This is a genomic window from Ascidiimonas meishanensis (assembly GCF_037782385.1).
Lineage (GTDB): Bacteria > Bacteroidota > Bacteroidia > Flavobacteriales > Flavobacteriaceae > Ascidiimonas > Ascidiimonas meishanensis.
The window spans coordinates 849,972-862,826 of sequence record NZ_JBBEXD010000001.1; the positions used below are offsets into that span (position 1 = coordinate 849,972).

Here is a 12,855-nt window from a genome sequence, read left to right on the forward strand (position 1 = left end):
ATGTTACGCTTCTTGTTACATTATGGGATTCATTTTGTAGCGCCCATTCTAGTAGCTTACTATTTTTATAGGGATAGATTTACCAAAACGGCTTTTCTATTAGTTTTAGGAATTTTAATAGATCTAGATCATTTATTAGCAACACCCATTTTTGATGCAAATCGATGTAGCATCAATTTTCATCTATTGCACTCCAATCTTGCCATACTGGTCTATATAATTCTATTTACTGTAAAACGCACCAGAATAGTAGGTTTGGCTCTTATAATCCATATAATAGCCGATAGCGTAGACTGTTTATTTATTCTTCAAAGTTAGATAAGCAGCAATTGGAAAATGGTCTGAATATTGCTCAGAATAGTTTTTGTGTCTGTTCACTTCAATACTTTCATCTACCAAAATAAAATCTATCCGCACCGGAAAATACTTAAAATTAAAAGTTCTTCCAAAACCAGATCCAGCTTCCATAAAAGTATCTTGCATCTCGCCTTTTACCTGTTTGTAAATATTAGAATACTGTGTATTATTAAAATCCCCACATACAATTTTCGTGAGTTCGCATTGATCTCTATGTGCATTAAAAATTTCCGCTTGTGCTTGTTGTAATCCAAAAGAAGCTCCCATGCTCTTAAAAAGTTTTTCAGATTCTTCTTTTGTTACCTGTTCTTGGGTATTAATTCTTAAAGATTCTAAATGCAAATTATATATTCTAAGTGAATCTTTTCCATTTGCTATATCTACAAAAATGGCATTGTTTCCTGTGCTTGGAAATTCTAAAGAACCTTCATTATAAATAGGGTATTTAGAAAATATGGCTTGACCAGTCTGTTGGTTTTTGGTCTTATATCGAATATATTTATAGGGATAAGAATCAAACAAATGCTCCTTTTCATATAAAAACTCTTGAAAACACAGTATATCTGGTTGTTCTTTTTCAATAAAACGTACGATCTTTTTGTCAATACCTTTTTTCGGAATCCATTCGTACTTATTAAAAATTCTAACATTATAACTCATTACAGAAAATGTAGCTGCTTTTATGGGTTTGTCATTTCCAGAAATTCCATAAAACGCAGTAATGTGCTGATAGCCCAACACCAAGATTATAAAGGATAATAAGAATTGTTTTTTTAACTGTAATGCCCAATATAACAGAAACAACAGATTACAAGTTATCAATACAGGAACAGTAAGACTTAAAACCGATAAAGAGGGGAAACTTTTTGGAAATAAATAAGGTAGCACATAAGAACCCAATAACAGAGTTGCAAAACAGGTGTTGAGTATAAAAACTATTTTGTTTAAAAAACCAAGTTTCTTCATTTTCTAGTCTTTCCCTGCCTGAAACAGGTAATCTTTCTCTGCTTTAGATAAACTTTCATAACCGCTTTTACTTATTTTATCTAAAATATCATCAATTTTTTGCTGGTGATTGTTCTTTTCTCCTTTAACTACTGAAACCTTCTTGACCGTTTTGGCACTAGATTTAGACTGTTTTTTGTGTACCGTACGCAATGGAGATTTTTTCCTAGGTTTATAAGTGTTAATAATTGCAGATATTCCGTTACCAAACCAGGCGCCTATATCTTTTCCTTCCCCTAATTTTCTTGCATACATAAAACCAAGTAATGCGCCTCCTAGATGTGCCAACCGCCCGCCTGCATTTCCATTAGGGAGTAATAAAAGGTTTAATACTACCAGAAAAGCACCCAATTGCCATAATTTAAGGTTAAAAAAGAATACGCGTACTTCTTGTTTAGGTAGATATGTACATATAAAAATAAGTACTGCGTATACCCCAGCAGAAGCACCAATGAGTGCTGTGTTTGTATTTTGAAAAACAGGGAAAAGGTTATAGCTTATTAAAAAGAAGAGACCACCTGCAATCACACCCAGAAAATATACGTTTAAAAATGTTCTTCCCTGAAACAAGTTCAAAAAGATGCGTCCAGAAAAATATAAGACCATCATATTGAAAAGAATATGAAAAAAACCTCCGTGAAAAAAAGAATAGGTTACCAAAGACCATGGTTGTATAATAAATTCAGATAAATCTTTGGGTAATTGAAACCACTGAATAATTAAATGATCTGGTAAACCAGAAAGAAATATAGTCAATCCGTGTACAATAAAAACTGCTACGTTAATAACGATTAGCTTTTCTGCAATGGAAAGCATTGAATATTTATAACGAATATCTTGCATTGAACTCATTGATCCCAACGATTTTTATTAAACTGATTTCTTTTCCAGTACCACATCATAATAAAACCAAACAGAGCTCCGCCTACATGAGCAAAATGTGCAATTCCAGATCCAAAGATAGAATACCCCGTAATTCCTGAGAATAAGTCCAGACCTACAATTACTGGTATAAAATATTTAGCTTTGATAGGAAAAGGTATAAAAATAAGAAACAGTTCTGAATTAGGAAACATCATACCAAAAGCTACTAATATACCATAAATTGCACCCGAAGCCCCTACGGCGGGTATGTAATAGGAAATAAGCATCTTGTGAAACTGCTCGGGAGCACTTACACTTGATTCCTTTATAAATTGTTGTATCTGTTCGTTTGAGAGCCCCATATTCACCAAATCCTGATACCCAGATTCAAAATGAAAATAGTTTACAGCCGTATGTATGATAGCAGCCCCCAGACCGGCAGAGATGTAAAAAAATATAAATTTGTTACGCCCCCATATCTGCTCTAAAGGCGAACCAAAAGCCCAAAGCGCATACATATTAAAAAAGATATGCATAATACCTCCATGCATAAACATATGTGTAAGAAGCTGCCATATTTGAAAATTTTCATACTTGGGAAACCATAATGCAAACTGTTGCATCATGAAATCTTCATAGAAATACGTAGCAACAAAGAAAAGTATATTGATAATCAATAAATGTTTTACAACTTCAGTAATTCTTCCCATTTATAAAAATTTTTTATCTAATTCATCAACCGTAATGGTTATATAGGTTGGTCTGTTAAAAGGTGAAAGATCTGGTTCTTTGCATGCAAATAAATTATTCACCAATGCTTCTTGTGATGCAGCGTTTAAAAGTTCACCCGTTTTTATAGCTAAAGATTTGCACAATGCTTTGGAAAGTCTATCTGCTTGAGAAAAAGCTGAATCTGGAATATCTTCTTTAAAATCTGCTATCATTTGTTCTAATATAATACCTACTTCACTTTCATTTACATGCATTGGAATTCCCGTAATGTGAACCGTATCATGCGTAAAATCATCAAATGCAAAGCCAGTATATTCAAGACTCTCTTGGAGTTCTGTAATTAATTCTATATCTGCCTTAGAATAATGTAATTTTAAAGGAAACAGTAATTGCTGACTCAGTGCTTGTTTAACAGTAATGTTTTTTAAATATTGTTCGTAAAGTACTCTTTGATGTGCTCTTTGCTGATCTATAATAACCATTCCAGACTTGATAGTACTCACTATGTACTTACGTCTCAACTGATAGGTTGTATGACTGTTTTCAACTTTTTGAAGTGTCTCATCAAAGAAAGATTTTTCAGTGACTTCTGATTCAAACTCAATTGAACTAAACCTATTATCTTCGTTTATATCTGTTTTAAGTCCCGAGTAGAGGCTTTCCCAACCAGCTATGTTTTCTTTTCTAAATGTATTTGATACTTGCTTAGCACCGGGTTTATTTTCTTTTTGGAAAGGGTTAAAAGAAGAATCTACTTCTATAGTAGGAAAAGATGCGCTTTTATTTTTAAAATTATAAGGCGTATCTAGATTTGAATCTCTTTCAAAATCAAGTACAGGTGCTATATTAAATTGTCCTAAACTATGCTTTACGGTAGATCTTAACATTGCATAGATGGTATGTTCATCATCAAACTTAATTTCCGTTTTAGTAGGATGAATATTGATATCAACACTTGCTGGATCCACCTCCAAAAAGATATAATAGCTAGGATATGTTTGTTCTTTTATTAATCCTTCAAATGCTGCTACTACTGCATGATGCAGATAAGGACTTCTAATAAATCTATGATTAACAAAAAAGAATTGTTCTCCTCTGCTTTTTTTGGCAAAAGCTGGTTTACAGACAAAACCATTAATTCTAACTACTTCTGTTTTTTCACTTAAAGGAACCAATTTTTCGTTTGTTTTAGCACCAAAAACATTAACAATTCGTTGTCTAAGGTTTGAAATTGGTAAATCAAACATCTCACTGCCGTTATGATACATTTGAAAATGAATGGAAGGATGCGCTAATGCAACGCGGTGCAATTCGTCTATAATATGCCTTAACTCAACTTGATTTGATTTCAAAAAATTCCTTCTTGCCGGAATATTATAAAAAAGATTTTTAACTAAAAGAGAGGTGCCTATAGGGGTAACTACTGGTTGCTGAGAAACTACCTTGCTTCCTTCTATTTTTATTTGCGATCCTAAATCTTCCGCATTAGGTTGGCGGGTGTTCATCTCTACATGTGAAATAGCAGCTATGGAAGCAAGTGCTTCTCCTCTAAAACCTTTGGTATGCAAATTGAAAAGGTCTTCAGCTAGCTTAATTTTGGAAGTAGCATGTCTTTCAAAACTGAGGCGGGCATCTGTGCCACTCATACCTGTACCGTTATCTACTACTTGTATAAGTGTTTTGCCTCCATCTTTAACAATCAATTTTATTACTGTAGCACTTGCATCTATTGCATTTTCAAGCAATTCTTTCACTACAGAGGCAGGTCTTTGTACCACTTCTCCTGCCGCAATTTGATTTGCAACATGGTCTGGCAGAAGCTCAATAATATCAGGCATTAAAAAAGTTTGTCAAAATTAATATACTTCACGGCCGCAGCAGCAAACATAATTAAAAAGGCGAGGATCACATAAAAGCGCAAGCGGGAATTCTTATCTGCTTTTGCATTTCTAACAGCCTTCCAATCTTCGCGATAACTTTTCTTTCGGTATCCTTCAAAATAGTCTTCATCATGTTTTACTTCTTTGCTTTTAATCAGTCGTTCTATACGCTCTTTTCGTTCATCATAATACCTAGGCGTATAACTATACGACTTATTTCGATGTTGCTTAAAAAGTGTTGGAAGCTTCATGATACCAAAAATGTATATTTCAAAATTACTTAAAATAGCAGATATAGCAGGAGATTTACTCCTAAAAAATGTTAATACTAGTAATCCTTATTCTTAATTCTTAAAAGAAAGAATAAGAATTCATGATTACTTACTGCTTATACAATAGGTGTCAAAAATAATGCCCAAATTGAAAAGAAAATTATTTCTACTAAAAAAGAAGGATTATTTACCTAATGATGCCATTTTAATAGCAGCGATAGCAGCCTCCGCACCCTTATTTCCGTGCTTACCTCCGCTTCTGTCTATTGCCTGTTGCATTGTATTGTCTGTTAAAACACAGAAAATAACGGGCACATCATAAACTACGTTGAGATCTTTGATTCCCTCTGCTGTAGCACTACACACAAAATCAAAATGCTTAGTTTCTCCTTGGATAACGCTGCCTATTGCTATAACTGCGTTGGGCTTTTCTTCTTCTATAATTTTTTTGGAACCAAACGTTAGCTCAAAACTACCTGGTACGTTCCATCTTATAATATTTTCACTTTGTGCCCCACAATCCACTAAAGCATCATAAGCTCCTTTATAAAGACCTTCTGTTATTTGTTCATTCCATTCAGAAACAACAATCCCAAACCGAAAGTTTTTCGCATTTGGGATTTGTTCTTTTATATATGCTGAAAGATTTTTGTTAGCAGTGGCCATTACTTTAAATTTTCAACCTGTCCTATCATTACATCTACTTGATTCGCTTGATCACTAGTAGGAAACTCTTCTTTGATCCTATTAAAGAAACCAAGTGCTTTTTCATATTTTGAAAGTGCCTTTGCTGCAATTCCAGCCTTCAAAAGGAATAATGGAGTCGTAAAATCATTCACTTGCATAGCAATTGCTTTTTCATAATACTCTAATGCATCACTTGGTTGATCTAATTGCATAAATGCATCTCCAATGGCTCCTTTAGCAATGGGTCCCATCATAGCATCCTCAGAAGAAAAATCTTGTAAATAATCTATGGCTTTATCATATTGTCCCGTATTTAGGTAGGCCATACCCGCACTATAGCTAGCTATATTTGCAGCATCTGTGCCACTGTAAGTATCAATGATATCTAGCAATCCATATTTACCTTCAGCGCCAGTAAGTGCTAAATTATATAACGAATCACTATCTGCAGTATTTAATGCTTTATCAAAATATTGTTGTGCAAAATATAGCTCATTAGAAGCCTCTATCTCTTTGGGCTTCTGTACAAACTGATTATACGCCAGATATCCAAGTACTACCAATGATATCACCCCAATGAGGCCTACGATATAATTCTGATTTCTAGCAACCCATTCTTCTGTCTTAGATGCGCCCTCATCTAGTGAGCTAAATACCTCCGCAGTTGTGCTGTCAAGTTCTTCAACTTGATTTTTATCTCTCCCCGGTTTTCCCCCTCTTTTCTTATATGTTGCCATAATTATTTATTTGTGCCGCAAAAATAAAATTTTATTTGAAAAAGGAAAGGTAATTGTTTTGATTAATTTCAATAATTTGCGATATTTTTAAATCCTATTACACAATTACCCACCTATTGTAAATAAAGTCATGTTTATCAAAAAATTAGCCCTTATAAATTATAAAAATTTTGCGTCTGTAACTTTTGAGTTTGATGCAAAGATAAACTGTTTAGTTGGGAATAATGGTAAAGGAAAAACGAATGTACTAGATGCCATTTATACCCTGGCTTTTGGAAAAAGTTATTTTAATCCTATCTCTTCCCAAAATATTAAACACAACGAATCTTTTTATGTGGTTGATGGTCTTTTTGAAAAGCAAGAAAGAGAAGAAAGAATTATTTGTAGTCTCAAAAAAGGACAAAAAAAACTAATTAAAAAGAATGATAAGGCATATGATAAATTATCAGAACATATTGGTTTTATACCATTAGTCATTATTTCTCCTGCAGATAGAGACCTTATCACAGAAGGTAGCGATACAAGAAGACGTTTTATAGATGCTGTGATTTCTCAATCAGACAAAGCCTATCTTTCAGATCTTATTAATTACAACAAAATACTGTCGCAACGTAATTCTCTTCTAAAATATTTTGCTTTAAACAGTAAATTTGATGCTACAACTTTAAGTGTCTATAATGAACAACTTCACTCTTATGGCACCACTATTTTTGAAAAACGCCAAGCATTTCTAACCTCTTTCATTCCTATTTTTGAAGATCATTATCAAAGTATCGCTGCAGCTAAGGAAAAGGTTAGTCTAAGTTACCAAAGTCAACTAGCCAATGATTCCCTTCAGAATCTATTGGAAGCAAATATTCAAAAAGACCGTAGTCTTCAATATACTTCGCAAGGTATCCATAAAGATGATCTAAATCTTGAAATTGAAGGGTACCCAATTAAAAAATTTGGTAGCCAAGGACAACAAAAATCTTTTTTGATAGCATTAAAATTGGCTCAGTTTGAATTGATAAAAAAGCAATCAGGAATAACGCCTATTTTACTATTAGATGATATCTTTGACAAATTAGATGAAACCCGTGTTGCCCAGATCATTAAAATGGTAGATAGTGATGATTTCGGACAATTATTTATTAGTGATACGCATGCAGACCGCACGGAAGCAGTCGTTAAAGAAACCCATCTATCGTATAAACTATTTCAATTATGAGAAAAACAGACCTCTTGGTTTTGATTTTGGTATTCTTAACAAGTTGTCAAGGTATTACAAAAGATGATGTAGTTACCAACATATCTGGTTATTGGGAAATAAAAGAAGTGAAATTAAAAGATGGCACCCTTAAAGAATATAAAATAAGTACTACAATAGATTTTATTAAAATGCTAGATTCCACCAAAGGGTTCCGAAAAAAATTACAACCTAATCTCATTGGGAAATTTTATGGAAGTGATGATGTTGAACAATTTACTATATTAGAAATGGATAATTCCTTTTGGCTACAATATGCTACCAATCTAACAAAATGGAAAGAAAGAATTCTGGAAATTGAAGAAAACTTGCTAGTAGTAGAAAACGAAAATGGAATTACCTATTATTACAAACGTTTCAAACCTATTAATGTATCAGAATAATGGCAAAACGCATCAATAATAATCTTTCTATGGCAGACGCACTCAAGGAATTTATTTCTGAAAATCACCTAGAGAAAGGAATGGATAAAATTGAGGTGCAAAATGCATGGAAACAATTAATGGGTAATGGAGTAAATAATTATACTACCGAAGTTAGATTACAAAACACCACTTTATATGTACAGCTTTCTTCTGCGGTTCTTAGAGAAGAACTTAGTTATGGCAAGGAAAAAATCATTAAATTAATCAATGAAGAAATAGGTAAGGAAGTAATTAAGAAATTAGTACTCCGATGAATAAAAAAAGCATCTGATATACTAATATATTAGATGCTTTTTTCTTATGTTTTAGAAAATTTAATTAGAAAATTTCTCTTCCTGAAAAATGAAATGCGCCTTCTATTGCAGCATTTTCATCACTATCAGAACCATGTACTGCATTTTCACCTATAGAAGTAGCAAACAATTTACGAATAGTTCCATCTGCTGCTTCTGATGGATTTGTAGCTCCTATAAGGGCTCTAAAATCTTCTACTGCATTTTCTTTCTCAAGTATTGCTGCTACAATAGGTCCCCGAGTCATAAATTCTACCAATTCTCCAAAAAACGGACGCTCTTTATGAATTGCGTAAAATTGTTGCGCATCTCTTTTACTTAGCTGCGTATACTTCAATGCCACAATTTTAAATCCTGAAGCCGTTATTTTTTCTAGTATAGCACCGATGTGTCCGTTTTCAACCGCATCAGGCTTAATCATTGTGAATGTTCTATTTGTTGCCATTGCTTTCATAAAATTTGCGCAAAAATAAGACTTTTAATATTAAAAACGAGTATTAATATAATTGCTTTAATGTTTGTTGAATTTCCCCATTATCTCCTTTCATTTGCATAATTACTGCTCTACTTTCAAAATTAAACCTCAAAAGTCCGTAAGATTTTTTATTTACCAAGCTCCCCACTCTATATGGATTCTCTTCCCCCTTATTATTAGTCGCAGAATGGGTTAACCCACTAGATGTAAAATCTATTAATGGATAAGAAACCCCTTTAATACTCGTTTTTGAAAAGTCTGAAATATGTCTATCACCAGAAAGTACTATAACGCCTTTGGCTTTACTTTTACTAATGACGGATTTAAATTTATCTACCTCATGTGGAAAATTACCCCAAGTTTCATATCCATGTTTATCTGATAATAATTGAATACTGCTTATTACAATATTAAAATCTGCTTCAGAAGAACTCAATTCTTCAATGAACCATTTCCATTGTGCATCTCCAAGAATGGTACCCTGCCCATATGGGTTTGGTTTGTAACGATTTTTACTTTCAAGGTCATCTGTTAAATTATCACGGAAATATCTAGTGTCAAGCACAATAACTTTTACTTTCCCCGCCTGTAAATCATACTCCACAGAATGATAGACACCTTTACGCTCACGACGGGAATCATTGGCGGGAACATGTAAAAAATCTAAAAATAGTTCTTGACTTTTTTCCTTAAAATCAAAAAAAGCACCTCCATCATTTAAACCATAATCATGATCGTCCCAAGTACCTAAAACCTCCATCTTTTCCATTATTTTTTGGTATCCAGGAATGGCTAATTGTCTGTCGTAAAAGCTTTTTAATTTTTCTGGGTTATCTGTATCTGCGTAAACGATATCTCCGCCCCAAATCCAAACATCAGGATGATCATTTTGAATATCATCCCATAAATTATTGGGAAGACTTGTATTGTTACAAGAACCAAAAGCAATAGTAAAATCATAACTTTTTTTTGGTAATTTGGAATCTATGTTATTTTTAGTAGACAAAGAACTATTGCTCTTACAGCCTAGAACCATCAAGCACAGAATCAATAGGAATCGCTTCATTATATTCATTTGAATTTTATGTAAATGTAAAGAATGTAAGGTTAAATCTATATTATAAAATTGTATATTAGCCGCCTATGCAAATGAAAGATATTAACATACTTAAAGAAGTTTTATCTTCTCCTAAAAAAATCGCTATCATTCCCCATAAAAATCCGGATGGCGATGCTATAGGCTCTACTCTAGGTCTTTATCATTATTTAAAAGGTAAAGCTCACAATGCAACCGTTATAAGTCCAAACGATTATCCTGAGTTTTTAAAATGGATGCCGGGGGAGCAACAGATTGTTAAATTTGATGATCAAAAAGAAAAGGCTGTAAAGATATTAGAAGAGGTAGACCTGATTTTTACATTAGATTTTAATCATTTGGATCGTATTGAAAACATGAAACCCACATTGCTAGGTGTTAAGGCTACTTTTGTGATGATTGATCATCATCAACAACCCGCAGACTATGCAAAATTTATGTATTCAGATACTTCTATGAGTTCTACCTGTGAAATGATTTATCACTTTTTGAGTCATTTAGATGAGCTTGACAACGTAACTCCAGCAATAGCAAATTGCCTATATGCTGGTATCATGACAGATACTGGTTCTTTTCGTTTTCCAACTACTACCAGCAAGACACATAGGGTAATTGCCTCTCTAATAGATAAAGGTGCTCAAAATGCAATGATTCATAATGCAATCTATGATTCCAGTTCTTTAAATAGACTGCATTTGTTAGGTTGTGCATTAAGTAATTTAGTGATGTTGGAATCACTAAATACCGTTTTTATAACCCTCACACAAAAAGAGCTAGATCAACATCATTTTAGAAAAGGAGATACAGAAGGATTTGTGAATTATGGTCTTTCATTAAAAGGAATTATTTTCTCTGTTATTTTTATAGAGAATGGACAAGATGGCTTGATTAAAATATCTTTTAGATCTAAAGGTGATTTTAACGTAAATGAATTTGCAAGGCAACATTTTAATGGTGGCGGACATATAAATGCCGCGGGAGGTCGCAGCAACAGCACTATGGAAGCTACGGTTTCAAAGTTTAAAAAAATTGTAAACTCTTATGAATCAAAACTTACAATTGCATGAAAAAAATAGGGTTATTAATTCTAATTTCATCACTACTCATAGGGTGTAGTGACCCTGAACCCAGAAGACCTATCTCCATAAAATCTGGAAGTTTCAATCAAAAATCTGTAGATAGAAATATAGAATTACTCGCAGCAGAAGAAAAACTTTTCTCTGAAATAATTGAAAAAGATAGCACTACCAACTATTTGAGGTCTTCAAATGGTTACTGGTACTTTTACAATATTAAACAAGATAGCTCGGCTTACCAGCCTATGGAAGACGACTTGGTTAAAATTAGTTATGATATTCGCAGTATATTAAATGATACTATTTACTCCAATTTAGACATTGGTGTAACTACCATAAAAGTGGACAAAGAAGAACTTTTCCCTGGATTAAGAACAAGTATTAAATTATTACGAGAAGGTGAAACTGCTACTTTTCTTTTCCCTTCTTCCATGGCATATGGTTATCATGGAGATAATGAAAAAATTGGGATTAATGTCCCTTTAATAAGCACAGTGAAACTCATTGAGGTAGTGGAACGTGCTAAAGATTCTATTATAAATTAATCTATTTTAAAAATCATGAAAAACCTTAAAGTACTAACACTTCTACTCATTCTTGCATTAGTAGGTTGTAAAGACAAAAATTATAAAGATTTAGGCGATGGCCTTTTTGCTGATATTCAAACGAATTACGGTGATATGATTGTACAACTCACCTATGATAAAACTCCAATTACTGCTGCGAATTTTGTCTCATTGGCCGAGGGAACTAATCCCTATGTTGCAGACAGTTTAAAAGGCATTAAATTTTATGATGGCGTTATTTTCCACAGAGTCATAAAAGATTTCATGATTCAAGGTGGTGACCGCAGTGGCACAGGTGCAGGGAGCCCCGGATATCGTTTTGATAATGAAATTGCCGATAGTCTTACTCATAATAAAGCAGGAATTATATCCATGGCAAATGCCGGTCCAAACACCAATGGAAGTCAATTTTTTATTACTCATAAACCCTCTCCTTTTCTGGATGGTCAGTATAACATTTTTGGGGAAGTTGTTTTGGGTCTAGAAACCGTAGATAGCATAGCGGTAGTAAAAACCGAAAATGAAAAACCCGTTTCAGAGGTTATCATTAGCAAAATAACTATTGTTAGAAACGGTAAAGAAGCCAAAAACTTTGACGCACCACAAGTAATGAAAAACTATTTTGATGGAGTTTCTAAAAAAGAAGAAGAAATTAAATCTGCTATTTCCTCCATTAAAGAAAACTTTGAGAAACAAAAAGCGGAAGCAAAAGAATTACCGAGTGGTCTTAAAGTATATTTTATGAAAGAGGGCGAAGGGAAAAAACCTGCCATCGGTCAATCTGTATTAGTAAATTACGCAGGATTCTTGGAAAATGATGCAAAATTGTTTGACACATCTTGGGAAGAAGTGGCAAAAAAATATGGCACTTATGATAATATAGCAAGAATGAGGAGAGGCCATTTTGAACCATCTCCAATGCTTTACAGTCCAGAATCTCCATTGGTAGCAGGATTTAGAGAAGGACTTATGGAGATGAAAGTTGGCGATAAAGCCAGGCTGTTTATTCCTTCCCATTTAGGGTACGGGTCTGCCGGTGCTGGAAATGTAATTCCACCAAATGCTAGCCTTGTATTTGATCTTGAAATTATGGAATTGGTTAAAGAATAAGTTTGTTCATTAACGAATTAAAAAATGCCCA

16 protein-coding genes are annotated in these 12,855 nt (G+C 33.4%); 7 read left to right on the forward strand and 9 right to left on the reverse strand.

The window, feature by feature from the left end:
• Positions 1–318, forward strand: a complete 318-nt coding sequence (locus WBG07_RS03680; protein ID WP_340199133.1) for a DUF6122 family protein — start codon at positions 1–3, stop codon at positions 316–318.
• On the opposite strand, the gene WBG07_RS03685 is transcribed toward WBG07_RS03680, so the two are convergent.
• The 7 genes from WBG07_RS03685 to WBG07_RS03715 form a co-directional block, all read right to left on the reverse strand.
• On the reverse strand, positions 298–1,323 hold the full coding sequence (locus tag WBG07_RS03685) for an endonuclease/exonuclease/phosphatase family protein (RefSeq protein WP_340199134.1): 1,026 nt from the start codon (positions 1,321–1,323) through the stop codon (positions 298–300). The two genes, WBG07_RS03680 and WBG07_RS03685, sit on opposite strands and share 21 nt — an antisense overlap.
• Positions 1,324–1,326: 3 nt before the next feature.
• A complete protein-coding gene (locus WBG07_RS03690; protein WP_340199135.1) occupies positions 1,327–2,214 on the reverse strand; it encodes a rhomboid family intramembrane serine protease in 888 nt (295 codons plus the stop codon).
• Positions 2,211–2,936, reverse strand: coding sequence for a rhomboid family intramembrane serine protease (locus WBG07_RS03695; protein WP_340199136.1), 726 nt, complete (start codon positions 2,934–2,936; stop codon positions 2,211–2,213). The genes WBG07_RS03690 and WBG07_RS03695 overlap by 4 nt, the downstream gene beginning before the upstream one ends.
• Positions 2,937–4,796 (reverse strand): DNA mismatch repair endonuclease MutL, encoded by a 1,860-nt coding sequence (gene mutL, locus WBG07_RS03700; protein ID WP_340199137.1) that lies wholly within the window; start codon positions 4,794–4,796, stop codon positions 2,937–2,939.
• Positions 4,796–5,089: a hypothetical protein gene (locus WBG07_RS03705; RefSeq protein WP_340199138.1), complete on the reverse strand. Its 294-nt coding sequence runs from the start codon at positions 5,087–5,089 to the stop codon at positions 4,796–4,798. The genes mutL and WBG07_RS03705 overlap by 1 nt, the downstream gene beginning before the upstream one ends.
• Positions 5,090–5,293: 204 nt before the next feature.
• The gene (gene ribH / locus WBG07_RS03710; RefSeq protein WP_340199139.1) at positions 5,294–5,776 is read right to left on the reverse strand and encodes a 6,7-dimethyl-8-ribityllumazine synthase; all 483 of its coding nucleotides are present in this window, start codon (positions 5,774–5,776) and stop codon (positions 5,294–5,296) included.
• On the reverse strand, positions 5,776–6,534 hold the full coding sequence (locus tag WBG07_RS03715; RefSeq protein WP_340199140.1) for a tetratricopeptide repeat protein: 759 nt from the start codon (positions 6,532–6,534) through the stop codon (positions 5,776–5,778). The genes ribH and WBG07_RS03715 overlap by 1 nt, the downstream gene beginning before the upstream one ends.
• 130 nt (positions 6,535–6,664) lie before the next feature.
• On the opposite strand from WBG07_RS03715, the gene recF reads away from it, so the two are divergent.
• From recF to WBG07_RS03730, 3 genes are read left to right on the forward strand one after another with little or no spacing between them, the layout of a single operon-like run.
• Positions 6,665–7,744: a DNA replication/repair protein RecF gene (gene recF / locus WBG07_RS03720; protein ID WP_340199141.1), complete on the forward strand. Its 1,080-nt coding sequence runs from the start codon at positions 6,665–6,667 to the stop codon at positions 7,742–7,744.
• Positions 7,741–8,166 carry a hypothetical protein gene (locus WBG07_RS03725; RefSeq protein WP_340199142.1) on the forward strand — a complete coding sequence of 142 codons (426 nt, stop codon included), beginning with the start codon at positions 7,741–7,743 and terminating at the stop codon, positions 8,164–8,166. The genes recF and WBG07_RS03725 overlap by 4 nt, the downstream gene beginning before the upstream one ends.
• Positions 8,166–8,462: a DciA family protein gene (locus WBG07_RS03730; protein ID WP_340199143.1), complete on the forward strand. Its 297-nt coding sequence runs from the start codon at positions 8,166–8,168 to the stop codon at positions 8,460–8,462. The genes WBG07_RS03725 and WBG07_RS03730 overlap by 1 nt, the downstream gene beginning before the upstream one ends.
• A 64-nt stretch (positions 8,463–8,526) precedes the next feature.
• On the opposite strand, the gene WBG07_RS03735 is transcribed toward WBG07_RS03730, so the two are convergent.
• Together WBG07_RS03735 and WBG07_RS03740 are read right to left on the reverse strand one after the other, a co-directional pair.
• Complete coding sequence (locus WBG07_RS03735) at positions 8,527–8,946, reverse strand: nucleoside-diphosphate kinase (RefSeq protein ID WP_340199144.1); 420 nt, start codon at positions 8,944–8,946, stop codon at positions 8,527–8,529.
• 52 nt (positions 8,947–8,998) lie between these two features.
• Complete coding sequence (locus WBG07_RS03740) at positions 8,999–10,042, reverse strand: alkaline phosphatase D family protein (RefSeq protein ID WP_340199145.1); 1,044 nt, start codon at positions 10,040–10,042, stop codon at positions 8,999–9,001.
• A 77-nt stretch (positions 10,043–10,119) separates the two neighbouring features.
• On the opposite strand from WBG07_RS03740, the gene WBG07_RS03745 reads away from it, so the two are divergent.
• Genes WBG07_RS03745 through WBG07_RS03755 form a run of 3 tightly spaced genes read left to right on the forward strand, consistent with a single transcriptional unit; the run spans position 10,120 to position 12,824 of the window.
• Complete coding sequence (locus WBG07_RS03745; RefSeq protein ID WP_340199146.1) at positions 10,120–11,139, forward strand: DHH family phosphoesterase; 1,020 nt, start codon at positions 10,120–10,122, stop codon at positions 11,137–11,139.
• The gene (gene gldI, locus WBG07_RS03750; RefSeq protein ID WP_340199147.1) at positions 11,136–11,693 is read left to right on the forward strand and encodes a gliding motility-associated peptidyl-prolyl isomerase GldI; all 558 of its coding nucleotides are present in this window, start codon (positions 11,136–11,138) and stop codon (positions 11,691–11,693) included. Before WBG07_RS03745 ends, gldI begins: the two co-directional genes overlap by 4 nt.
• 15 nt (positions 11,694–11,708) lie before the next feature.
• Positions 11,709–12,824, forward strand: coding sequence for a peptidylprolyl isomerase (locus WBG07_RS03755; RefSeq protein ID WP_340199148.1), 1,116 nt, complete (start codon positions 11,709–11,711; stop codon positions 12,822–12,824).
• Positions 12,825–12,855: the final 31 nt, after the last annotated feature.